The organism is Paenarthrobacter sp. AB444 (assembly GCF_028736865.1).
Lineage (GTDB): Bacteria > Actinomycetota > Actinomycetes > Actinomycetales > Micrococcaceae > Arthrobacter > Arthrobacter nicotinovorans_B.
The window spans coordinates 78729-100610 of record NZ_JAQZBY010000013.1 but is presented as its reverse complement, the minus strand read 5'-3'; the positions used below and the strand labels follow the sequence as shown (position 1 = coordinate 100610).

General features: G+C 64.0%; 22 protein-coding genes and 1 riboswitch. Of the genes, 6 read left to right on the top strand and 16 right to left on the bottom strand.

Features of this window, described 5'->3' with window-relative positions; genetic code table 11:
• Positions 1-13: 13 nt before the first annotated feature.
• The 7 genes from PQ627_RS15885 to PQ627_RS15855 all read right to left on the bottom strand — a co-directional run bounded on the left by PQ627_RS15885 (position 14) and on the right by PQ627_RS15855 (position 8429).
• Positions 14-790: an ABC transporter permease gene (locus PQ627_RS15885; protein WP_274262467.1), complete on the bottom strand. Its 777-nt coding sequence runs from the start codon at positions 788-790 to the stop codon at positions 14-16.
• Positions 787-1722 (bottom strand): ABC transporter ATP-binding protein, encoded by a 936-nt coding sequence (locus PQ627_RS15880; protein WP_274262466.1) that lies wholly within the window; start codon positions 1720-1722, stop codon positions 787-789. Before PQ627_RS15880 ends, PQ627_RS15885 begins: the two co-directional genes overlap by 4 nt.
• Positions 1723-1822: 100 nt before the next feature.
• A complete protein-coding gene (locus tag PQ627_RS15875) occupies positions 1823-3319 on the bottom strand; it encodes a YibE/F family protein (RefSeq protein WP_274262465.1) in 1497 nt (498 codons plus the stop codon).
• A gap of 53 nt (positions 3320-3372) precedes the next feature.
• Positions 3373-4746: an FAD-binding oxidoreductase gene (locus tag PQ627_RS15870; protein WP_274262464.1), complete on the bottom strand. Its 1374-nt coding sequence runs from the start codon at positions 4744-4746 to the stop codon at positions 3373-3375.
• Positions 4747-4962: 216 nt separating this feature from the next.
• Complete coding sequence (locus tag PQ627_RS15865) at positions 4963-5925, bottom strand: GNAT family N-acetyltransferase (RefSeq protein WP_274262462.1); 963 nt, start codon at positions 5923-5925, stop codon at positions 4963-4965.
• A gap of 2 nt (positions 5926-5927) precedes the next feature.
• Entirely contained in the window at positions 5928-7313 is a 1386-nt protein-coding gene (locus PQ627_RS15860) for a glycine--tRNA ligase (protein ID WP_274262461.1), read from the bottom strand.
• Between the two features lie 111 nt (positions 7314-7424).
• Complete coding sequence (locus PQ627_RS15855; RefSeq protein WP_274262459.1) at positions 7425-8429, bottom strand: DMT family transporter; 1005 nt, start codon at positions 8427-8429, stop codon at positions 7425-7427.
• A 23-nt stretch (positions 8430-8452) separates the two neighbouring features.
• Here PQ627_RS15855 and PQ627_RS15850 point away from each other — a divergent pair, with 23 nt between their 5' ends.
• The gene (locus tag PQ627_RS15850) at positions 8453-8680 is read left to right on the top strand and encodes an RNA-binding S4 domain-containing protein (RefSeq protein ID WP_274262457.1); all 228 of its coding nucleotides are present in this window, start codon (positions 8453-8455) and stop codon (positions 8678-8680) included.
• A gap of 69 nt (positions 8681-8749) precedes the next feature.
• Here PQ627_RS15850 and PQ627_RS15845 read toward each other — a convergent pair whose 3' ends face one another.
• Positions 8750-9400, bottom strand: coding sequence for an alpha/beta hydrolase (locus tag PQ627_RS15845; RefSeq protein ID WP_274262456.1), 651 nt, complete (start codon positions 9398-9400; stop codon positions 8750-8752).
• 70 nt (positions 9401-9470) lie between these two features.
• Here PQ627_RS15845 and PQ627_RS15840 point away from each other — a divergent pair, with 70 nt between their 5' ends.
• The 3 genes from PQ627_RS15840 to PQ627_RS15830 are packed head-to-tail and all read left to right on the top strand — an operon-like array spanning position 9471 to position 11946.
• Positions 9471-10313 (top strand): SGNH/GDSL hydrolase family protein, encoded by an 843-nt coding sequence (locus PQ627_RS15840; RefSeq protein WP_274262455.1) that lies wholly within the window; start codon positions 9471-9473, stop codon positions 10311-10313.
• 29 nt (positions 10314-10342) lie between these two features.
• A complete protein-coding gene (locus PQ627_RS15835) occupies positions 10343-11500 on the top strand; it encodes a winged helix DNA-binding domain-containing protein (RefSeq protein ID WP_274262453.1) in 1158 nt (385 codons plus the stop codon).
• Positions 11501-11544: 44 nt separating this feature from the next.
• Positions 11545-11946 carry a hypothetical protein gene (locus PQ627_RS15830; RefSeq protein ID WP_274262451.1) on the top strand — a complete coding sequence of 134 codons (402 nt, stop codon included), beginning with the start codon at positions 11545-11547 and terminating at the stop codon, positions 11944-11946.
• A 42-nt stretch (positions 11947-11988) separates the two neighbouring features.
• Here the strand turns inward: PQ627_RS15830 and metX are convergent, their stop codons facing one another.
• On the bottom strand, positions 11989-13110 hold the full coding sequence (metX, locus tag PQ627_RS15825) for a homoserine O-acetyltransferase MetX (RefSeq protein ID WP_274262450.1): 1122 nt from the start codon (positions 13108-13110) through the stop codon (positions 11989-11991).
• A gap of 14 nt (positions 13111-13124) precedes the next feature.
• Positions 13125-13242: riboswitch (SAM riboswitch) on the bottom strand.
• Positions 13243-13414: 172 nt separating this feature from the next.
• Positions 13415-14755, bottom strand: a complete 1341-nt coding sequence (locus PQ627_RS15820) for a bifunctional o-acetylhomoserine/o-acetylserine sulfhydrylase (RefSeq protein ID WP_274262447.1) — start codon at positions 14753-14755, stop codon at positions 13415-13417.
• A gap of 192 nt (positions 14756-14947) precedes the next feature.
• Between PQ627_RS15820 and PQ627_RS15815 the strand changes: the two genes are divergently transcribed.
• Entirely contained in the window at positions 14948-15586 is a 639-nt protein-coding gene (locus PQ627_RS15815) for a VOC family protein (RefSeq protein ID WP_144652092.1), read from the top strand.
• A gap of 124 nt (positions 15587-15710) precedes the next feature.
• On the opposite strand, the gene PQ627_RS15810 is transcribed toward PQ627_RS15815, so the two are convergent.
• Positions 15711-16484, bottom strand: a complete 774-nt coding sequence (locus tag PQ627_RS15810) for a CPBP family intramembrane glutamic endopeptidase (RefSeq protein WP_274262445.1) — start codon at positions 16482-16484, stop codon at positions 15711-15713.
• 47 nt (positions 16485-16531) lie between these two features.
• Between PQ627_RS15810 and PQ627_RS15805 the strand changes: the two genes are divergently transcribed.
• The gene (locus tag PQ627_RS15805) at positions 16532-17188 is read left to right on the top strand and encodes a histidine phosphatase family protein (RefSeq protein ID WP_274262443.1); all 657 of its coding nucleotides are present in this window, start codon (positions 16532-16534) and stop codon (positions 17186-17188) included.
• 7 nt (positions 17189-17195) lie between these two features.
• On the opposite strand, the gene PQ627_RS15800 is transcribed toward PQ627_RS15805, so the two are convergent.
• From PQ627_RS15800 to PQ627_RS15780, 5 genes are read right to left on the bottom strand one after another with little or no spacing between them, the layout of a single operon-like run.
• Positions 17196-17987 (bottom strand): DeoR/GlpR family DNA-binding transcription regulator, encoded by a 792-nt coding sequence (locus PQ627_RS15800; RefSeq protein WP_274262442.1) that lies wholly within the window; start codon positions 17985-17987, stop codon positions 17196-17198.
• A 24-nt stretch (positions 17988-18011) separates the two neighbouring features.
• Positions 18012-18866 carry a class II fructose-bisphosphate aldolase gene (locus PQ627_RS15795; RefSeq protein ID WP_274262440.1) on the bottom strand — a complete coding sequence of 285 codons (855 nt, stop codon included), beginning with the start codon at positions 18864-18866 and terminating at the stop codon, positions 18012-18014.
• Positions 18848-19816, bottom strand: coding sequence for a 1-phosphofructokinase family hexose kinase (locus PQ627_RS15790; protein ID WP_274262439.1), 969 nt, complete (start codon positions 19814-19816; stop codon positions 18848-18850). Before PQ627_RS15790 ends, PQ627_RS15795 begins: the two co-directional genes overlap by 19 nt.
• Entirely contained in the window at positions 19813-20748 is a 936-nt protein-coding gene (locus PQ627_RS15785) for an ROK family protein (protein ID WP_274262438.1), read from the bottom strand. Before PQ627_RS15785 ends, PQ627_RS15790 begins: the two co-directional genes overlap by 4 nt.
• Positions 20749-20757: 9 nt before the next feature.
• Complete coding sequence (locus PQ627_RS15780) at positions 20758-21675, bottom strand: SIS domain-containing protein (RefSeq protein ID WP_274262436.1); 918 nt, start codon at positions 21673-21675, stop codon at positions 20758-20760.
• Between the last annotated feature and the right edge of the window lie 207 nt (positions 21676-21882).

Below are 21882 nucleotides of genomic sequence, written 5' to 3'. Positions count from 1 at the left end.
TCACGCGGAAAGCTCAGACGCGGTGGGTGTCGCGACGGAACGCCATGGCTGCTCCACCGACGAAGATCGCCAGCCATACCAGGACGTTCGCGATCCACATGGCATCGAACTCCCCCGTGATGGGGCTGCGTGCCAACTGTCCAATGCCGTATGCCGGCGTGTACTTGGCGATCTGGCCAAAGGTGTCGCCCATGATCTCGATCGGCATGAACAGGCCGCCAAGCATCGCCAGGATCGCCAGCACTGGGCCAAGGACCTGCATGACGTTCTGGCTGGGCATCAGGTACCCAACGAAAAGCCCCAAGGCAGCGAACACCAAGGAGCCCAACCACGCGACGATGCCCGCGGTAAGCCAGGTCTGCAGGTCCATGGTGACACCGGAGATGGCACCGATGACGAACTGCGCAATCACGGCCACCAGGGACAGCGTAAGGGCGGCCGCTGCTTTCACGGCGATGTAGGCCCCCGGAAGCAGCGGGGTCAGCCGAAGCTGCCTGCTCCAGCCTTGGGCCCGTTCCACAGCCACCTGGCTGCCGGCTCCTGTGGCTGCCGTCATGGCCGCGTAGACGGTGAGGCTGATCAGGATGTACTGGCCGTAGCTGTGGCCATTGGGCAACTGCTGGTTCTTGTTGGACAGACCGAAGATGAAGAAGAAGATGGCCGGCATCAGGACGGTGAACATGACTGTCCGTCGGTTCCGGAGCATGCGCTTGATTTCGATCCACAGGAACGTGGCATTTACACCGCCAGCGGACGGTTTCCGGTCCTGGATTGCTGTTGCCTGGCTCATGCCCGGCCTCCTTCGAATGCCGGGGTTGCGGCAGGGGCTGACGCTTCGCCGGTCAGTGCCACGAAAGCTTCCTCGAGGTTGTGGGCCACCACTTCAAGGTCGTGGGCGCGGGTGTTGTTCAGGAGGAACCGGACCACGGAATCCGAGTCGGACGTGCGGACGGTGACGCGGCCGCCGTCGTACTCAACGGCGTCGGCCGGCGGCAGCGCGGCAAGCAGCTCCCGGTCCTCCGGTGGCAGAGAAGCCCGGACCGTCCGGCCGGAGGCCAGATTCTTGATCTGGGCCGCGGTTCCGTCGGCCACGATGGTTCCCTGCCGGACCAGGACGATGCGGTCCGCGTAGGCGTCTGCTTCCTCCAGGTAATGAGTCGCGAAAATGACGGTCCGGCCCTTGGTGGCATCCGCGCGGATGGCGGACCAGAAATCGCGGCGGCCGGCCACGTCCATGCCGGTGGTTGGCTCATCCAGGATCAACAGACCCGGGTCCGAGACCAACGCCATGGCGAACCGCAGGCGTTGCTGTTGTCCGCCAGAGCACTTTTCCACCCGTCGATCCGCGATGTCCTCGGTGCCGGCGCGCTTAAGTACCTCTTCCACGGGACGTGACGATTCGAACATGGCCGCGGTGAGCTGCACGGTCTCGCGGACACTGATGTCCCGCAGCAACCCGCCTGTCTGCATGACGGCCGCTACCTGGCCGCGGGCTATGGCACCCCTGGGGGTGTGCCCGAAAATGGAAACCTCGCCCTGGTCCGGGGTGCCCAGGCCCAGGATCATGTCGATGGTGGTGGTCTTGCCGGCCCCGTTGGGGCCGAGGAAAGCCACCACCTCCCCTTGCTGCACGGTCAGGTCCAGGCCACGCACAGCCTGGACCTTCCCGAAGCTCTTATGCAGTCCGACCGCGTGAACGGCCGGCACTCCCCGTGTTGTCATTGCTCTCCCTGGAATAGGTCTTGTACACCCATTCAAGCCGGAGGCTCCTCCGCGCACCCCTAGCGGGTGTCATCAGTTGGACATGACAAATGTCATCAGGTCAATCGCTGCCCCGGCGCTCGGCTTCGCGCTGCGCCCGGCGGCTTCCCGGCCGCGCCGGCGTGTGACCGGTGCCTTGGCTGCTGTCGGCACCCGGCCGCGCACCGGCGTCGTTCCTGTCGTCCTGTTCAGAACCCACGACGACGGCGGCCGCGGCCAGCGCGCCGGTGTCGTCCAGGTCGTCGGCGCTTACGGTCGGTCCGCCGGCGGCAGCAAGGCGCTTCATGCCGGTGGCCTTGACCACCAGGACGGCGATGAGGGTCGTGACCGGAATGGCGAGGACCAAGCCGATGGAGCCCACCAGGGTGCGGATGACTTCCTCGGACAGCTCGGCGCTGGTGAGGGCCTCGGCCAGGGGGCGGTCGTACAGCATCACGATGATCAGGATCGGAAGTGCTGCGCCCGCGTACGCGAACGCGATGGTGTACACCGTGGACGCGATGTGGTCCCGACCAATCCGCATGGCCGAAGAGAAGAGCTTCCGGGCGCTGGTGTTCGGTGCGAGTTCGTAGAGCTCCCACACTGCCGAGGACTGGGTGATGGTGACGTCGTTCAGGACACCAAGCCCGGAAATGATGAGACCACAAAGGATGATCCCCGAGATGGAGATTTGGGGCGACATGTTCACCAGCGTCGCGGCGTCGTGGTTTCCTACACCGGCGAGGTTGGCCGCGTCGGTGGCCCAGGCGGCAAGCAATGCAGTGATACCGAGCCCGAAAATGGTCCCGAGCAACGCCGTGGAGGTTCGCGCCGAGAACCCGTGGGCGAAGTAGAGGACACCGATCATGATCACAGTGGAGCCCACCAGCGCCAGCAACAGCGGCGGCTTGCCCTCAACCAGGCCCGGCAGGATGAAGCTGACCAGGACGAAGTAGGCACCCACCAAACCCAGCAGTGCGCGGAACCCTCGCCAACGGGCTACTGCAATCACCACCACGGCGTACAACACAGCCAGGGCGGCAATCGGGATGTTGCGAACGAAATCCACGAAGACGTACGCCGGCGCCCCGTTGCCCGCGTTGCTGCCCTGGACCCCGGAAAGGTTCAAGTAACGGATCGAGTCGCCCACATCCACACCGTGTGACATGGCCACATCGGGGTTGATGACCACCTTTACCGCTTCCCCGCCCTTGTCCGGAACCGTGAAAGCGAAGGTGCACTGGGAGCCGCCTGCCTGGTTCTGGTTTTGGCCCGTTTGGCTTTGGCCGGTTTGGCTTTGGGCACTGCTGTTTTGGCCTGTCTGGGTGCAGCTTTCCACCACCACGCTCTGGATCCTGCCGGTATCGAAAGTTACGCCCGGGGCTGCCTGGTAGGGACTTGAAAAATTGATCCCTTCCCTGCTGCCCGAAGGCCACATCAGCAGCATCGCCACAAGCGTCAGCACGCCCAGTGGCACCAGCACCGCCGCCAGCAGCCAGTTGGCCCGTTTACGGGAAGCGACTGCCTGCGGGCTTGGTTCCAAACCTTCAGAATGACCGTGGGAGTGACTGTGGCCCATCAGCTGCAAAACCTCATGGGTTAAGCCTACGTGGACGGCAGGGCGCTCCTGACTCAGGCCGGCGGGATGTTCTGGTTCACGCGGAAGAGGTTGTCGGGGTCGTATTTCGCTTTGACGGCCACCAACCTCTCCCAGTTGGGTCCGTAATTGTCCGCGATGCGGTTTTGGTCCTCCGAGTCCATGAAATTGATGTAGCCGCCCGCTTCCGAGTGCGGTGCCAGTGCCGCCGCGTACCCACGTGTCCAGGCGATGTTGGCTTCGTTGTCTGCAGGATCGGGCCATTGCGCTGCTATGACCGGCGAGAACTTCATGTCGCGGTGGGCGAAGGCAGTGTCCTGGACGCCTACCCGCGACACTGCTCCATCGATGGGGTAGACATGGACCGCGGTGTTCATGCTGGTCACGGTGGCCCCGAATTGGGCGTGGGCGGCAATTGCCCCATCGTTGAGTTCGCGCAGGAAGTTGGCCTTCCAATACCCCTGCATGCCCTTGGGATTAAGTCCATCAAAGGCCACGTTCAGCGCCGGATAGGGCATGGGCCCCACCATGGACCCGGCCACAGGAGCGGCCTCCAGGAACGGTTGCCAGCGTGCATCCCCCTCAGCAGGATCACCCGTCCACATTCCCACCACCACGCACACTGCCTTTCCGTGCCATTCCTCGGGGAGGAAAGGAACGGGCGGGCCCTGGTGGAAGCCCAGGAACGCCCCGAACTCTTCGGGTGCGGAGGCTATGTAGTCACGATAGAACCTGGCCACTGCGGGGATGTTCTCCGCACCGTAAATGATGATCCCGGCATGGATCACGTCCACGGGATGCAGTTCGAACTCCAGCGACGTCACCACACCGAAGTTGCCCCCGCCGCCCCGGATGGCCCAGAACAGGTCCTCGTTCTGTTCGTCACTGGCGATCAGGAAGTTGCCGTCCGCGGTGACGACATCTGCCGAGACAAGGTTGTCGCAGGACAACCCGTACTTCCTGGCGAGGTACCCGATCCCCCCGCCCAGCGTCAGGCCAGCGACACCGGTGGACCCGACGATGCCGCCTGTGGTCGCGAGCCCGAAAGCGTGGGTGGCGTAGTTGAAGTCGGCCCACGTCGTACCGCCCTCGGCCCGGGCCCTGGAACGCTGGGGATCCACCCGGACGCCGGTACGGTTCACGAAATCCAACACCAGGGCGTCGTCCCAAGTGCCAAATCCGGGAGCACTGTGCCCACCTCCCCTGATGGCCAAGGGCATGGAGTTTTCGCGGGCGAAGTTGACGCCGGCGATGACATCGGAAACCTGCGCTACGCGAATAACACCGGCGGGACGTTTGTCCACCATTGCATTGAAGACGGCGCGTGCTGCGTCGTAGTCGGGATCTTCGGGAGTGACGAGTTGCCCGCGCAACTGTTCCCGCAGTCCGTCGAGGGCGATTGGGTTCATAGTGCTCACCATCGATTCAGCCGTGAGACCGGACTTTCCTCACGCTGCTCCCCCTGTTCGTGACGGCGTGGGGGCTTACTTCGATAGGACTACTCCTGCGCCTTGGCCGCGTCAAGAACCTTTGATAAAGCCCAGGAAACAGCGAATCCTGCCCGGCCCATGAACCATGGATCGGACAGGATTAGCAGTGCTCCAATGACCTCGGTGGAGAACCGGTCAGTCGCTGACAATCACCGTATCTGCGCCCCGGACGTGGGCTTTACCGGACTCCAGCAAAGGCTCAAGGACTGTCCGCAGGGCTGTCATGGACCCGTCAACTTCCAGCAGTACAGGGTGCTGGTAGGCAATAAGGGCCAACAGGTCCCGAACGGCAAAAGCGGCTTCCTCGGCCGACAGGTTGGGATCGTGGCCCAGGAAGACGTCCGATGGCTCCTCGGAGTCACCCTGCGCGTAGCTGATGGCGAAGGCCTGGATCCTGCCCTTGCGGCTGGCCGGAACACCCTGGCCAAAGGCACTGGCCTTGGGCGCGCGCAGCACGATGGCACCATGGGCGCCGGTCAGGTCATGCAGGAACAAGCGCTGGACGGTGGCTATGCTGAGCTCCCCAGGGCTGTCCCAGTGGTGGACGTGGGTGTAGTACTTGCCCACGACCTCGCTCAACTCAACGGAACCGGTTGCCAGGTCTTCCACGCGTTCGGACGCAGCTTCTTCAGAGCCATCGCCAAAGCGCGGAAGCGGGAGCGGCTCCGGATCCACTACCACCAGCTGCGAGCGCTGGATGGGCGAAAGCCCGGCAGCGGCAGCGAACGCCGCACCGGCCGTGTCCGGTTCCACCTTGCTGCGCAGCTTGGAAACGCCCGACGGCGAGTTGCCGGCTTCGGCGCGAAGCATGGTCAACAGGGTGGCGCCGACGCCTTCACGGCGGTGGTCCTTGGCAACCTCGATGTAGGCCCAGAGCCGTTCCGGGTGAAGCGAAGCCTCATGCACCACGCCCGCCGCAACAGGAATCCGCACGCCGTCCACTACGTCCTCAGCAACGATGCACCGCCGCCAAGGCTGGTTGCTCGACGGCGCAAAGGCCGCACGGAACTGCTCCGCCGGAAGGGTCTCAGGACCACCCCAGATCTCCAGGAGGGCGAGATCGTCGCCTTCCTTCCATTCGCGGTATTCCAGTGCCACGGCTAGGCGCCGATCAAGCGTGCAGCCAGGTAGCCCTCGACCTTGTCCAGGGACACGCGTTCCTGGCTCATGGTGTCGCGCTCACGGATGGTCACGGCCTGGTCTTCGAGGGTGTCGAAGTCAACGGTGATGCAGAACGGGGTGCCGATTTCGTCCTGGCGACGGTAGCGGCGGCCGATGGCACCGGCGTCGTCAAAGTCGATGTTCCAGTTCTTGCGCAGCTGGGCGCCCAGCGCCTTGGCTTTCGGCGAGAGGTCCTCGTTGCGGCTCAGCGGCAGGACGGCGGCCTTGACCGGGGCCAGCCGCGGGTCGAGCTTCAGGACAGTCCGGACGTCGACGCCGCCCTTGGCGTTGGGTGCCTCGTCTTCGGTGTAGGCATCGATCAGGAACGCCATGAAGGAGCGCGTCAAACCGGCGGCGGGTTCGATCACGTACGGTGTGTAGCGCTCGTTGGTGGCCTGGTTGAAGTAGCTCAGGTCCGTGCCGGAAGCCTTGGCGTGCGTGGAGAGATCGAAGTCCGTGCGGTTGGCGATGCCTTCCAATTCACCCCACTCGGAGCCCTGGAAACCGAAGCGGTACTCAATGTCCGTGGTGCCCTTGGAGTAGTGGCTGAGCTTCTCCAGCGGGTGCTCGAAGAAGCGGAGGTTCTCTTCGCGGATGCCCAGGTCCCGGTACCAGGACATGCGCTCCTTCATCCAGTACTGGTGCCACTCTTCATCCGTTCCCGGCTCGACGAAGAACTCCATCTCCATCTGCTCGAACTCACGGGTGCGGAAAATGAAGTTACCGGGCGTGATTTCGTTACGGAAGGACTTGCCGATCTGGCCGATGCCGAACGGGGGCTTCTTCCGCGAGGTGGTGAGCACGTTGTTGAAGTTGACGAAGATGCCCTGCGCCGTTTCCGGACGGAGGTAGTGCAGGCCCTCTTCGCTGGCCACAGGGCCGAGGAAGGTCTTCAGGAGGCCGGAGAATTCCTGGGGCTCGGTCCACTGTCCGCGGGTACCGCAATTGGCGCAGACGATGTCAGCCAGGCCGTTTTCGGCGGGGCGGCCCTTCTTTTCCTCATATTCCTCTTCGAGGTGGTCCGCACGGTAGCGCTTGTGGCACGAGAGGCACTCAACCAGGGGGTCCGAGAAGACCTCGACGTGGCCGGAAGCTTCCCATACCTGGCGGGGCAGGATGACCGAGGAGTCAAGGCCAACGACGTCTTCGCGGCCGCGGACCATGCTCTGCCACCACTGGCGCTTGATGTTTTCCTTCAGTTCCGCACCGAGAGGACCGTAATCCCATGCAGAGCGGGAGCCACCATAGATTTCACCGGCCTGGAAGACAAAGCCCCTCCGCTTGGAGAGGGAAATGACCTGGTCAAGGACGGATTTTGCTGCCATGGGTAACTCCATTTGTTCTACAGGGCCGCTGGGTGCGGTCCGCGGGTGGTTGGCCCCGGTTCCGGACAGGGTCGTCCGGCGGGGTGTTGGGGGAATTTGCTGACTCCTACCCTACCGGCCTTTCGCCGCACCTCTCCGTGCGAATGCTCCCTTTGGCCACGGCAAAGTGGCAACGATGATCGCGGCAAGGGTCAGCAGCGTGCCCAGCACCGTGGGCAAGGCGACCACCGTACCGGACGTGGGGATCACGACGTCGAGCATCAAAGACCCCAGCAGTTGACCGGCAATCATGCCCAGGCCAGTGATCAGCACGCCGAGGCTGCGGACCAGCAAGGCCGCCAGTCCGATAGCAATGCAGCCCAGTGGGCCGCCAAGGTAGTACCACAACTGTGCGGGCAAGGGATTGCCGGTTCCCGCGACCACGGTCTTGACCAGCAAGGCAATCCACAGCACCACGGAGCCTGCCAGGAAGTTGACCACGGTGGTGGCCAGCGGCGTGCCGTAGTGCACGGTGGCCGTTCCGTTCATGGCCTGCTGGAAGCTCATCAGGAAGCCTGCCACCAGCGGCAGCAGGACCGGCAACACCATCATGCCGACGTCGGTGGAGACGCCGAAATGCGGCGACACCGCCCACGCGACCGCCGCGACAGTGAGGACACTGCCCAGCACCCGGAGTCCCGTGATGGAGCGTTTGCCGCCCGGGGCAATGCCCAGCCGGTCCACCAACAGACCGCTGAGGGTCTGGCCGGTCACCGAGGCCACGGTGAACACGGCCACGCCCAAAAGGCCCACGGTGTACGACTGTGCGAAAACGAAGAAGGCTCCGACGCCGCCGGCCATCACATAGAACGGCGGGAAGCTGCGGCTGCGGACGGCAGGCACGATGCTCCGCAGCCCGGCCCTGCCCTTTGGCGTGCTCAGGGAAATCATGGCAATCACTGCCAGGCCCGTGGTGAAGCTCACTACGGAGGCGGCTATGCCGTCGTCCAGGACAGCGCTCAGTGCCCCGTTGATGCGTCCTTGAATCGGAAGCACCAAGCCGGTGACAAGGGCGAGGATGAGGCCGACGGCCAAAGGAAGGGCGGGACGGGAAGAAGGCTGCGGCACCGTCACCACACTACTTCAGGCATCATTGCTGTATGAGCAACCCCGACATCGAAGAGATCCCCATCCGCGACGACATGATCCGCCTGGGCCAGCTGCTCAAGCTCGCCAACCTGGTGGAGGACGGCGTGGAGGCTACGGAGCTCATCAAGAACGGCCTGGTCAAGGTCAATGGAGAGATCGACGAGCGACGCGGCCGCCAACTCCACGCCGGCGATACCGTGACCGTCAACGGACAGACGGTCCGGATCACCACCGCCTGACTCCTCCGGAGCTTTTGTACACATAACGCGCTTACGAGCCCCTTTTAGGCGCGTTATGGGTACAAAAACTCAGCCGTTGAGGACTTTGTGGGTGAGGAACTCCCCTACGTGGCCGATTTCCTGCTGGTTGATGCCATGCCACATGCCCGTGTAGAGCACCTTGGTGAGGTCCACATGCTTCCGGACCCAGCCCATCGTGTATTCGATCTTGTCCGGGGTGATCACGGGATCCTGCTGGTCACGGCCCCAGAACATCGGCACCGAACCGTCCAGTTCGTCGTCGTGGAACGCTGCGTCAGCACCGGCGTCGACCACAAAGCCTGAAAGCCCGACGACGGCCGCGAAGTCCGCGGGTCGGTAGCGGAGCATGGTGGTCGCCATGGCCATGCCCATGGAGAATCCAAGCAACGTCACCGAGGAGTGGTTCGCCTTAACGGTGTCCAGCCAGTCCAGGGCATACCCGGCGGCGAGCTTGACCGCGTCCAGGGAGTAATCGATCGATGCCGTCAACGGGAACCACGTGAATCCCGGGCCCGTGGGCATCGGCGCGCGAAGGGCAGCCACCACGAAGCCGTCCGGGAGAAGCCCTGCCAGGCTGAAGAGGTCCTCCTCATTGGATCCGTAGCCGTGCAGCAGGACCAGCAAGGGCTTGCCGGCGCGCTCGGCTTCGTTGTGGGACCACAGGACTACGGGTGCGGGAAAAACGGGGGCTTCAGTCATGCCTCCATTCTTGCAGTTACCCCCGGGTAACAACCTACGGTGGCGTAGGTCGGGCGTCAGGGGGCAGGATATGAGCGTGAGTGAGAACAATCATTTAGTGGAACCTGGCGAACCTGTTCAAACGCACCCTTGGAGCCGTTACGTGGCACTGGGTGATTCGTTCACAGAAGGCATCGGCGATCCCGAACCTGCAAATCCCGGCGGCCACCGTGGCTGGGCAGACCGTGTGGCCGAAGAGCTGGGTCGTGGACACGAGGATTTCGCCTACGCCAACCTGGCGATCCGCGGCCGTCTGCTGCAACAGATCGTGGATGAGCAAGTAGGCCCCTGCCTGGAGCTGCAGCCTGACCTCATCTCCATTTCGGCCGGCGGCAACGACCTCATCCGCCCCGGCGGCGATCCGGACCTCCTGGCCGAAAAACTCGACGCCGCTGTGGGCGAGCTGAGTTCCGGCGGCGCCACGGTGGTTCTGTTCAACGGCCCCGACACAGCGTCTTCCGTCCTGGGTCGGATCCGGGGCAAGGTCGCCATCTACAACGAGAACCTGCGGACTGTCGCGGCCCGCCACGACGCCATCATTGCCGACATGTGGTCCCTGCGGCAGTTGTCCGATCCCCAGATGTGGGATGCGGACCGCTTGCACTTTTCGCCCCTGGGCCATCACACCATCGCCATGATGGTCCTGGACGCACTGAACGTCCAGCACACCCTCGAGCCGCTGATGCCCAAGCCGCTGCCTCCCCGTACCTGGCGTGAAGCCCGTTCCTCGGATCTCGTCTGGGCCCGTGAGTACTTCGTTCCGTGGGTCATCCGGCGGTTGAGGCACCAGTCTTCCGGCGATGGCATCACGCCAAAGCGCCCGACGCCGGGACCCGTCTTCGGCGCCGGCGGCACCTTGATCCCGCGCAGCTAGCGTGGAAAAGACTGGTACGGCAGGCCGCCGTGGCGAATAGTCCTTCCCTGCTTGCACCCGGCATCCGTCAGCTGCGCCTCAGCCGCCAGCAGTTAAGGCCGCCCCTTGCCGGCAGCCCAGGTGACGCCGTTCGCCATCTCCTCGCCGTCCAAGCGCAGGAATTCCCCTACGCCCGGTGGACCGTGGCGCAGCGGACATCCGGGAGCACTGCCGCCGTCGTTGAGCAGGACGTGGCGGACGGAACCATCCTGCGAACGCACATCCTTCGGCCCACCTGGCATTTTGTTCACAAGGAGGATCTTGGCTGGCTGATGGGACTCTCCCATGACCGGCTCCATCAGGGCAATCAAGGAATGTACCGGCGGACCGGAGTGGATGAAGAGGCTGCGGCCCGCAGCGGCAGGATCCTCGCTGCGGCCGTAGCGGGCGGCGCGCATAAGACCCGGGAAGAGTTGGCAGCGTCACTGGACCAGGCGGGCTTGCCCAGCAAGGGCTTGGGCTTCGTCTACCACCTCATGCACGCCGAAATCAGCGGCATCCTGGTCAGCGGCGCTCCCGTGCGTTCAGCTGGAGGTGCCTTGAAACAGACCTACGCGTTGTTCGAGGAGCGGGTGACAGGGAGGTTTGCCGGGCCACTCACCGGCCCAGAGCGGGAGCATGCCTTGGGACAGCTGGCCCTGCGGTACTTCGGCAGCCGTGGACCTGCCACCGTGAAGGACTGTTCGGCCTGGTCCGGGTTGACCATGAAGGACGTGAAGTTGGGCCTGCACGTCGCCGCGGACCTCGCACCCGGCGCTTTGGCCGCCGTATCCGTAGACGACCTGGACTTTTACCTGCCTTCAGCCGATGCGGAGGCCCTTGGGGCACTCCCTGTCCCTAACGGATCCACACCGCCCCGCGTCGACCTCATCCAGTGCTTCGACGAATACGTGATGGGCTACTCGCAGTCGCGCCACTACCTCGGCGGTACCGCTCCGTATCTTCCTGAAGACAACGGGCCCATGCACGTGGTCCTCCTGGACGGCAGATTGGCCGGCTGGTGGCGGCACAGCTTCACTGGCGGCGCCTGCGAGCTGGACGTGCGGATGAACACGCCGGCCACGAAGGAAGAACAGGCCGCACTGGAAGCGGAGGCAGCGCGATACGGCACTTTCCTGGGGCTGGAGACGACGGTAAAGCTGCTGTGACGCGGCGGGTCTAAGCTGGGGTTGAGACCTGGGAGGCCTGCACTGTGAACAATCTGTTCTTTTGGATCATCGTCTGCTCGTGGCTGATTCCCATGGGAATCCGCATGTACAACCGTTCCAAGGCGCGCCGCCTGCAGAACGGGAATTTCCCGGGTCCGGACTATCGGCAGCATAACCTCCCCGGCCCGGGTTACCCGCCACAGGGCTACCCTGCCCGGAACTACCCCGGGTATCCGTCCGGGCCAGCCGTCATCCGCCCCGCGGACGAGGCACCGCAGGCCGCTCCGCCGTCGAACCCGTCACCCAACGCTTCTTTCCCCAACGCAGGCCCGGAGCCCCAGGGCTACCGGGCGAAGAAACTTGCCGAACTGGACGCGAAGTTCACCAATGGCCAGATCGCCATGGAGGACTACATGAAGCAGCGCCAGGAGATCATGAACGGCTGATCAGCCACGCAAACGATCAGCCGTATCATCGGCACCGGATCGTCAGGCGAAGAAAGCCTCCCGCAGCTGCCCTGACAGCTGGCCGATTTCGGTGAGGAAGCCGTCGTGGCCGATGGGAGCTTCGATGGTGTGGACGGGAACATCGCCCGGAAGTGCAGCCGCGAGTTCTTGTGACTGGGCCGGGAAATACAGCCTGTCCGTATTCACGGCAGCCACAAAGAAGTCGGCGGTGGCGCGGGAAAGAGCCTCCTGCAGCGTGCCCCGCCCACGGGTGATGTCATGGGACATCAGGGCTTCCGTAATGGCGATGTAGCTGTTGGCGTCGAAGCGGCGGACAAGCTTTGTGCCTTGGTGGTCAAGGTAGCTTTCCACTTGGTAGCGTCCGCGCTCCCCCAGCACCGCAGCGGCGAGCGGGCTCTCCTGCTGCTGCGCCTCCCTGCCGAAGCGCACATCCAGTTCCAGCGCGGAACGGTAGGTGATGTGGGCGATCCTGCGGGCAAGGGCCAGTCCATGCTCCGGTGCCTGGCCGTCGTAGTAATTACCGTTGTTGAAGTGTGGGTCCTGTCGGATGGCGAGGGTCTGGGCCTGGGCGAACGCGATCTGTTCGGCAGTGCTGTAAGCCCCGACCGAGATGACCGCACACCGGTTGACCCGTTCCGGGAAAGTGACGGCCCATTCAAGTGCCCTGGCTCCTCCCATGGAGCCGCCCAGTACAGCGTGCCAGGCGTCAATCCCCAGGAGGTCCGCGAGCCGGGCTTCGGCCTCCGTGCTGTCCCGCAGTGTGATCAGTGGGAACCGGGAACCCCACGGCTTTCCATCGGGCGCCTTCGTCGAGGGACCGGTGCTGCCGTAGCAGCCGCCCACGATGTTGATGGAGACCACAAAGTACCGGTTGGTGTCGATGGTGGCACCAGGCCCAACGAGCTGCTCCCACCAGCCATCCTCCTCGGTGGCCCCGCGGGCAACGTGAGTGCTGCCGGTCAAAGCGTGCTGGATGAGGACAGCGTTTGAGCGATCCGCATTGAGCCGGCCCCACGTTTCGTACGCCAGCACGACGTCGGGAAGATAGCCGCCGGCTTCCAGGGCCAGTGGTCCTACGCCCGCGTACTTGACTGTTCCGTCGGCTTCACCGGATTTGGGAAGGGCTGTAGCAGTGATGGTCATTCCTTTGATACCTAACCTCGCGCTTGCCTGTCGCCTTGCATGCGAACAGGCCAGGTCCTCACCCGGGGCACCCCACCGCGGAAGGAGGGTTGCCGGCCAGCAAGCCGGGGCTGTCTGCTGGCACTCATGACCTAATAAGTAGAGTCTAGGAAAAACTCCACTGTTCTGGCGAAGAATGTGACATCAGTGTGACGTTAGGTGCCGTTTTGATTCACCAAACAGCACCCGGTACTGCCGTCCGGCGAATAATCGTCGGTCCGGACGGCAGTCGGCGATGTATCAACCTGCTACTGGGAACACGTCCTCAGGCGCCCTTGGCTGCCCGGAAACCCGCCTCAAGGTCGGCGATGATGTCGTCGACGTGCTCAATGCCGACGGACAAGCGGACGAGGCCCGGATTGACGCCTGCGACGAGCTGCTGTTCGGGAGTCAGCTGGCTGTGCGTCGTCGACGCCGGGTGGATGACCAGGGAGCGGACGTCACCGATGTTGGCGACGTGGGAGTGGAGCTCCAGACCGTCCACAAAGCGCTTGCCGGCTTCGACGCCACCTTTGATGTTGAACGCGACGATTGCACCCGTGCCCTGGGGACCGTACTTTTGTCCCCGTTCGTACCAAGGGCTGGACGGCAGGCCAGCGTAGGCGACCGATTCGACGTCGTCGTGGGCTTCCAGCCACTGCGCCACTTTGGTGGCGTTGGCGACATGGCGTTCCACGCGCAGGCTCAAGGTCTCCAGACCCTGGGCGATGAGGAAGGCGTTGAACGGCGCCACGGCGGATCCAAGGTCGCGGAGCAGCTGGACGCGGGCCTTGAGGATGTAGGAGAGGTTTGCGCCGAGCGCCCCGTCCTTGCCAAGGTCCCGGGCGTAGACCAGTCCGTTGTAGCTGGGATCCGGCGTGTTGAAGCCCGGGAAGCGCTCCGGGTCCTTGCCAAAGTCGAAGTTCCCGGAGTCCACGATCACTCCTGCAATGGCTGCCCCGTGTCCACCCAAGTACTTGGTTGCCGAGTGGACCACGATGTCCGCGCCCCACTCGATGGGACGGATCAGATAGGGGGTGGAGAGGGTGTTGTCGACGATCAGCGGCACGCCTGCTTCATGGGCCACGCCGGCAACGCCTTCGATGTCCAGAACGTCCTGGCGGGGGTTGGATACAACCTCGCCGAAGAAGAGTTTGGTGTTCGGCTGCACGGCATCGCGCCACTGCTGAAGGTTGTCCGGGTCCTCGACGAAGGTCACCGAAATCCCGAACTTCTTCAAGGTGTGGGCAAACAGGTTGTAGGTGCCGCCGTAGAGGCTCGGGCTTGCCACGATGTGGTCCCCGGCTTCCGCGATGTTCAGGATGGCAAAGGTCTCTGCCGCCTGGCCCGAGCTGAGCAGCAGCGCGCCCAGGCCGCCTTCAAGGCTGGCGATCCGCTGTTCCACCGCGTCCTGGGTTGGGTTGCCGATGCGGGTGTAGATCGGCGCGAGCTCTGCCAGGGCGAAACGGTTGGCGGCGCTCTCGGCACTCGGGAAGACGAAGGACGTGGTCTGGTAGATCGGCAGCGAACGCGCCCCCGTGGCGGCATCGGGCTCTTGGCCTGCGTGGATCTGACGGGTTTCGAAAGACCATCCTTGGGACATGGAGTTCTCCTCTTCGTGACGCATGTGATCGGCGGGACTATCAGTGGGAAGCAAACTGCGGCCAGTCTAGGAAGTGCGCGGACGGTTGGACAGCTTTGTGACGCCACCTGAATTTTTGGGGTCTTTTGCGGCCTTTCATGACGCCCGGCGTAAGATCCCACCTTGGTAAGGCTTGACTTAGCTGAGACACCGATCACAAAGTGCCAAGATGAAGCCATGCGCATGGATCACGTCTCTTACGCCTGTGAACGAGATGGCCTTCTGGCCACTACCGAACGAATTTCCGCGGCTCTGGGAGTGGACGCAGTCCGGGGTGGAGTTCACCCCCGCTTCGGCACCCGGAACATGATCATTCCCCTGGCGGACAACAAGTACTTGGAAGTTGTGGAGGTCCTTGACCACCCCGCCTCCGACAAAGCACCCTTTGGCCAAGCAGTCCGTGCGCGCTCAGCAGCCGGCGGCGGTTGGATGGGCTGGTGCGTGGCCGTTGACGACCTCGCACCTTTCGAGGACCGCCTCGGCCGCGCCGCGGTTCCCGGCAACCGCAAGTTCCCAGACGGCCGCGAACTGGTGTGGCAGCAGATCGGCATCCTCGGCCTGATCGCCGACCCCCAGGTGCCCTACCTGCTCAAGTGGGAAGGCGACCCCTCCCTGCACCCGTCCAAGGTCTACGAGAGCGACGTCAAGATGTCCAGCCTCACCATTGCGGGCTCGGCCGAACGCGTCACCGAATGGCTGGGTGAACCGGTGGAGAAGCCACTGGAGGATGTCGCGGTCCAGTGGATGGCTCCCCATGGCACGCCCGGCATCCTGGCCGTCACGTTCGAAACCGCCTCCGGAGCAGTCACCATCTGACCGTTCCCTTGATCCGGGGAGATCCCGGCGTCGGACATCGTTGTCCGGACAAAGCTTCGGCCGCCATCAGCGGGTGCCAACGACGTCACCCACCGATGGCGGCCGAATACTTTTAAACACCCACTCAGCCGAGTCCGACGGCCTTGCCAAACAAGCTGAATCCGACGAAGGCCACAATGTCCAGCAGGGCGTGCGCGATGACCAGGGGCATCACCCGCTTGGTCTTGGTATAGAGCCAGGCAAACACCAGCCCCATGACCACGTTGCCCACGAATGGCCCGAAGCCTTGGTACAGGTGGTAGCTCCCGCGCAGGACCGCACTGACCAGGATCGCGACCGGAGTGCTCCAGCCAAACTTCCCGAAGCGGTCCATGAGGTAGCCCACCACGATCACTTCTTCCACGATCGCGTGACGTATCGCGGAGAGGATCAGGACGGGCACGGTCCACCAATAGGCGTCCAAGCCGCTGGGCACAATGGCCGTGGTGATTCCCAGTGCCCGTCCGGCGGCGTAGAGGCCCAGGGAAGGAATACCGATCAGGGCCGCAAGTCCCAGACCTTGGAGCAGGTCCCTGCCTGGCCGGGCAAGGTTGAAGCCCAGCCGGGTGAAGGCCGAACCAGCCTCGCCATCACGGTTCGCGTAGGTGTGAAGCGAGAGGAAATAGAACACCAGGGCCACCGGAACCAAGGCGAAGAAGATGTCCAGGAGCTGGTATGTGAGATCGAAATACTCCCGCGTGCTCTGGGATCTATTCAACGTGGAGGTGGCTTCAGACAGCGGTGCACGGCTCAGCTTGTCGAGCAGTTGCACCACGGAGTAGACAGCCGATTGGCCCAGTGACAGGCCCAGCACGATGAGCACTTCGGCACGCAGGCGCCGACGGGAAGCAAGGAACATGTACCCACCCTATGCTTGGTGGGATGGGTGCCCCAGAGAGAATATTCATGATCCGGCACGGACAGTCCGCCGCGAACGCAGATACGTCCATTTACAACCGCGTGCCGGACTACCGGATTCCGTTGACGGAGCAGGGCGTGGAGCAGGCCAGGATCGCCGGAGAGGACCTGCGGCGGAAGCTCGACGGGCAGCAAGTCTGCGTGTACGTGTCCCCCTACCTGCGCGCCTACCAGACTCTTGAGGCCCTCAACCTGGGGACCTTGATCGAGCGGGTCATCGAAGAACCGAGGCTCCGCGAACAGGACTGGGCAAACTTCCAAATCGCCGGAGACATTGAGGACCAGAAGGAGCTGCGGAACCTTTACGGCCATTTCTTTTACCGGTTCCGCGAGGGCGAGTCAGGATCCGATGTCTACGACCGGGTGTCCTCGTTCATGGAGACGCTGTACCGGCACTGGCAGAAGCCCACGTACGCGCCCAACACGTTGCTGGTGACGCACGGGCTGACGATGCGCCTGTTCTGCATGCGCTGGTTCCACTGGACGGTGGAGTACTTCGAGTCGCTGAACAACCCGGACAACGCCGAGTTGCGCACGTTGATCAAGAACGACGACGGCCAGTACAGCCTGGATCTGCCGTTCAGCCAGTGGGTGCCCAGGGATATTGACGATTCCGTCCTCCACGCGCCGAGGATGCGCTTCTAGCCCGCCGTCAGCTTGCGGGCGCGACGATAACCTCGGTCCCCTTGGCTTCAAACGCGGCCTTGTCGCCCGGGCTGATCCCGGAATCCGTGATGAGGTGCCTGAAATCGTATCCGGCCATGGCAGCAAAGGACCGCCGGCGCACTTTGGAGGAGTCGGCCACAACATAGGATTCGGTTGCCCGGCGCGCCATGACCGTGTTGACCATGGCCTCGCCTTCGTCCGTGATGGTGGGGCCGAGGTCCGGATCCACGCCGTTGACACCGATGAAGGCGATATCCAAAGCAACCTTCTGCATGATGACGTCTGTGTAGGGTCCGACGAGTTCGTAGGAGCGGGGGTTCAGGATGCCGCCGGTGACCATGATCTTGATGTTGGGGCGGACAGCCAGTTGGGACGCAATGTTGATCGCGTTGGTCACCACGGTCAGTGTGGGCCTGTTCGAGGGCGCGTTGAGGTCTTCACGGGTGGACAACAGCTGGGCGAGAGCCGTGTTGGTGGTCCCTCCGCTCAGCCCGATGACCGCACCGGGACGGATGAGCGCCGACGCCGCCACGGCGATGTCCTGCTTGGCCTCCGCGTGGTCGTCCCGGTTGTACCGCCCGGGAAGATCGTAGGCCACCGATCCTGTCGTGGCGCCGCCCCGGGTCCGGCTGAGCAACCGCTGCTTGGCCAGGCTGTCCAGGTCCCTGCGGGCCGTGGCAGGGGACACACCCAAGCGCGTCACGATGTCCTCTACTTCCACATGGCCGGACTCAGCCAGGAGATCGAGGATGGCGGTCAGCCGATCGGTGCGGGTCATGACTAGCCTTTCGCGGTTTCGACGCTATTTCGCTTTGGCGAACAGCGTCAGCATACGTGCCGACTCCAACACCAGGGCCTCCCGGCCGGCCTTGATGTACTTCCGGGAATCCACCACTTCAGGGTTGGCATCGAGGTACTCACGGACGGCGCGGGTAAAGAACCCGTTCAAATGTGTGGATACGTTGATCTTAGTCATACCAGCGCCGATAGCAGCTACGAGCATGTCGTCTGTGACACCGGAGGAGCCATGGAGGACCAGTGGTTTACCGACGGCGGATTTCAGCCGGGTGATCAGGTGCAGGTCCAACGCGGCGCTGCGTTCGGTCATGGCGTGGGAGGACCCAACAGCCACCGCCAGTGCGTCCACTCCTGTCGCTTCCACGAATGCCTTCGCTTCAGCCGGGTCGGTGCGGACTCCCGGCGCGTGGGCTCCGTCCTTGCCACCAACCTTCCCCAGTTCGGCTTCGACGTAGACGCCGCGTTGGTGGGCGTAGGCCGCCACGCGTCGGGTGACCTCAACGTTCCAGTCATACGGCAGGTGCGCGCCGTCGTACATCACCGAGCCGAACCCCAGATCCACTGCGGCGAGCGCCAGGTCTTCGGACTCGGCATGGTCAAGGTGCAGTGCGACAGGAACCGAGGAGGCCCGCGCAATGGCCAGTGCCGCCGACGCAATCGGTTCCAGGCCGCCGTGGTACTTCGCGCAGTTCTCGGAAACCTGCAGGATCAGTGGAACGCCCGCGGCCTCAGCCCCGGCTACCAGGCCCTCGGCAGTTTCGATATGGATGACGTTGAACGCGCCTTGGCCGATGCCCGCGGCGGCGGCCTTGTCCATGAGTTCCCGCGTATTGACCAGGGTCACCGGGTCTCCTTCCATGTAACTATCAGTTGGTCCTGGAGCTCCTGGTACCGCGGCGAAATCTCGCCCGCGGCCGGCATGAGCACGGCAGCAGCGGACCAGGCGGTGGCCCTGCGCAGAATCTCTCGGGGTTCGGTGATGCCTTCGGCGAGTGCGACGGCGGCAGCCGCCACACCGGCGTCGCCCGCCCCTGTGGGGTTGCCGCTGAGAGCCTCCGGCAGGCGCGCGCTCCAGTAGCCGCCAGGAGCGGCGTGGTCGAAGGCGAGCATGCCGTCGGCCCCGGCGCTGACCAGGATCGTGCGGGCACCCATGTCGATCAAGGAGAGAGCTGCCGCTTCAAGGCTGGACTCCCCCGTTGCTTCAGCCAGTTCATGATGGTTCGGTTTGAGGATGTCGGCGCCTGCTTTGGCCGCAGCGACGATCCCGGGACCGGAAGTATCGATGATGGCGGGGACACCGGCGTCGTGGGCCATCCGGACGAGCTCCGGGTAGAAGTCCCCGGGTGCGCCCTGGGGCAAACTTCCCGATCCCACCACCACTGAGGCGGGCAGGTTCCGGTTGCCGGTGACTGCCTCGCTCACGGCGGTCCTGAGCGAACGCCATTCGTCAGGAAGCAGGGCTTGGCCTTCCTCGTTGAATATGGAGGTTTCCCCGGCCAGCGTGTCCACCAGGGCGATGCTGCGCCGCGTCTCCGCCGCAACGCCCACCAGGAGGTGCGGGACGCCGCTGGTCCAGAGCTCGGCAGCCAGCGTCTGGCCGGCGGCACCTCCCGTCGGCGCAATGGCCAGGACGGGGTATCCGAGTTGGTGGGTAACCCGCGCAACGTTGATCCCTTTACCCCCAGCGCGGCTGATGGGGGTGGGAACACGATGGCTCGCCCCCTCGGTGATGCCTCGGACCGTGTAGGTCATGTCGATGGCGGGGTTTGGCGTCACAGTGATGATGCGGTTGAGTTTGGCCCGGTTCATTGTCCGGCTCCCAACAGCATCCGGGCGTTCAGCGCGGCGCCGAGGAGGCCGGCATCCTGACCCAGCTGGGCGCGGATCAGCCGGGGGCGGCGTTGGAAATCCAGGATCTGGTCCACCCGTGCCCGCAGTGGCTCCAGGAGCTTGTCGCCGGACTCAGCGAGTCCGCCGCCGATGACCACGGCTTCGGTGCCGATGATGTTGACGCACTGGCAGATGGTGAATGCGAGCGCATCAACCGCTTCCGCCCAGATGCGTTGCGCGGTTGTGTCCCCGGAATCGGCGCGGGCCAGGACATCGCGGGCACCCTGTACGGGGTTGCCTGTGGCCCGCTGGTAGCGCTTGGCTATGGCGCCGGCCGAACCGACAGCTTCCAGGATGGTGGCAGCGGTGGTGCCGGGACCGGCGTCGGGGTCCGGAACCTGTGCATGGCCGAGTTCGCCGGCGAAACCACCCGCCGTCACGGCCTTGCCCCCGGAGAAGACCGCGGCCGCGATTCCGGTGCCCACCACCATGACCACCACTTCGCTGAACTCTTTCGAGCCACCCAGTGTGTGCTCAACGGCAGCGGCGGAGCGTACGTCGTGGTCGAAGGCGACCGCAATGCCGAGGCGTTTTTCAGCTTCGGCCGTGAAAGGAAAGTTCCGCCATCCGAGGTTGGCCGAGTAGACGCCCACCCCTGCCACCGAGTCGACTATGCCGGGGACGATGATACCGGCGGCTTTGGCAGGGGTGCCCGGGAATTCGACGGCCAGCTCGAGGGCGAGTTCGGCCAGCCGTTCGACGACGGCTTCGCCGGGCCGCGCCGGGTCCAGGGGCGTGGGAACCCGGCGCATGCCCAGGACGACTCCTTTGGCATCCACCAGGCCCGCTTTGATGTCCGTCCCGCCAACATCGAAGGACAGGACCGGTGATTCTGCGGCTCCGAGAACCATGGCGGGGACCTAGGCGGAGGCGTCGAGAATGACCGAACGGGTCAGGTTGCGTGGCAGATCCGGATTCAAACCGCGGACCCGTGCACGCTCAAGCGTCACTTTATGGACCCGGGCCAGTTCGGCCAGCGGGTGCTTGTCCGTGTGGATGTACAGGGCTCCGGTGGCCGCCATGTCCTGGTCCAGGCCCTCGGGCTGGGTGCCGAACAACCAGGTGACCCGGCCGGGGGCAGCAATGGAAATCGGCCCGTGGCGGTACTCCATGGCGGGGTACGACTCGGTCCAGCCTTGGACAGCTTCGCGCATCTTCAATCCGGCTTCATGGGCCAGGCCAACGGTCCATCCTGTTCCGAGGAAGGTGAACTGCTCGGCATCCAGGAGTTCCTGCGACACCGGGGCGCTCACGGCTTCACGGGCGTCTTCGATGGCCTGGTGCACGTCGATGCCAAGGCTCGCCAACAGGTAGACCAAGGCCGTTGTGGCAAAACGGGTCTGCACCACGGAGCGCTCGTCCGCGTACTGCAGGCCAATGACGGTGTCGGCCAGCCCGACGATCGGGGAACTTGTGTCGCCGATAATGGCGACCGTGGGAACGATTCCCTTCAACCCGGCCAGGATCTCAAGTACCTCAGTGGTGGTGCCTGAGCGCGTGATGGCCACGACGGCGTCGTACTGGCGGTCGGCGCTGTTGCTGTTGAGGAAAGCCTCGGAAGCGGCAAAAGCATCAGTGACGCCCTTGCCGGCAGACTCGCGGGCGGCGGCGTAGCTCTGGGCCATGAACCAGGACGTGCCGCAGCCGATGACTGCGATGCGCTTTCCGTCCGCGGGAAGCAGTTGTTCGGCGTTGGCCTGCTCCACGGCGCGCTGCCACACCACCGGCTGGGAGAGCAGCTCTTCCTCCATGAAGGCGCCCAGAATGTTCTCGCTCATCGTGTGTTTCGCTCCCGCTCATGTAATGACGTTTTTTGATCTATAGAAACACTAAACGATCATTTTCGATCTCACAAGGATCATCTACTGGAGAAGATCGCGCATTGGCACCTTCGGGAGCGCGGCATAACGATCACGGTGCCTTGGTGTTCCGGTCTGTGCTTTTAAGTTAAGTCTCTGTTAACTCTTGTCATCTTCTTGTTCGTG

Excerpts from the sequence above, each read along its gene's own strand:
- PQ627_RS15885 (WP_274262467.1), bottom strand. The coding sequence starts at position 790 with ATGAGCCAGGCAACAGCAATCCAGGACCGGAAACCGTCCGCTGGCGGT.
- PQ627_RS15880 (WP_274262466.1), bottom strand. The coding sequence starts at position 1,722 with ATGACAACACGGGGAGTGCCGGCCGTTCACGCGGTCGGACTGCATAAG.
- PQ627_RS15875 (WP_274262465.1), bottom strand. The coding sequence starts at position 3,319 with ATGGGCCACAGTCACTCCCACGGTCATTCTGAAGGTTTGGAACCAAGC.
- PQ627_RS15870 (WP_274262464.1), bottom strand. The coding sequence starts at position 4,746 with ATGAACCCAATCGCCCTCGACGGACTGCGGGAACAGTTGCGCGGGCAA.
- PQ627_RS15860 (WP_274262461.1), bottom strand. The coding sequence starts at position 7,313 with ATGGCAGCAAAATCCGTCCTTGACCAGGTCATTTCCCTCTCCAAGCGG.
- PQ627_RS15850 (WP_274262457.1), top strand. The coding sequence starts at position 8,453 with ATGAGCAACCCCGACATCGAAGAGATCCCCATCCGCGACGACATGATC.
- PQ627_RS15845 (WP_274262456.1), bottom strand. The coding sequence starts at position 9,400 with ATGACTGAAGCCCCCGTTTTTCCCGCACCCGTAGTCCTGTGGTCCCAC.
- PQ627_RS15840 (WP_274262455.1), top strand. The coding sequence starts at position 9,471 with ATGAGCGTGAGTGAGAACAATCATTTAGTGGAACCTGGCGAACCTGTT.
- metX (WP_274262450.1), bottom strand. The coding sequence starts at position 13,110 with ATGACCATCACTGCTACAGCCCTTCCCAAATCCGGTGAAGCCGACGGA.
- PQ627_RS15820 (WP_274262447.1), bottom strand. The coding sequence starts at position 14,755 with ATGCGTCACGAAGAGGAGAACTCCATGTCCCAAGGATGGTCTTTCGAA.
- PQ627_RS15815 (WP_144652092.1), top strand. The coding sequence starts at position 14,948 with ATGCGCATGGATCACGTCTCTTACGCCTGTGAACGAGATGGCCTTCTG.
- PQ627_RS15810 (WP_274262445.1), bottom strand. The coding sequence starts at position 16,484 with ATGTTCCTTGCTTCCCGTCGGCGCCTGCGTGCCGAAGTGCTCATCGTG.
- PQ627_RS15805 (WP_274262443.1), top strand. The coding sequence starts at position 16,532 with ATGATCCGGCACGGACAGTCCGCCGCGAACGCAGATACGTCCATTTAC.
- PQ627_RS15800 (WP_274262442.1), bottom strand. The coding sequence starts at position 17,987 with ATGACCCGCACCGATCGGCTGACCGCCATCCTCGATCTCCTGGCTGAG.
- PQ627_RS15795 (WP_274262440.1), bottom strand. The coding sequence starts at position 18,866 with ATGGAAGGAGACCCGGTGACCCTGGTCAATACGCGGGAACTCATGGAC.
- PQ627_RS15790 (WP_274262439.1), bottom strand. The coding sequence starts at position 19,816 with ATGAACCGGGCCAAACTCAACCGCATCATCACTGTGACGCCAAACCCC.
- PQ627_RS15785 (WP_274262438.1), bottom strand. The coding sequence starts at position 20,748 with ATGGTTCTCGGAGCCGCAGAATCACCGGTCCTGTCCTTCGATGTTGGC.
- PQ627_RS15780 (WP_274262436.1), bottom strand. The coding sequence starts at position 21,675 with ATGAGCGAGAACATTCTGGGCGCCTTCATGGAGGAAGAGCTGCTCTCC.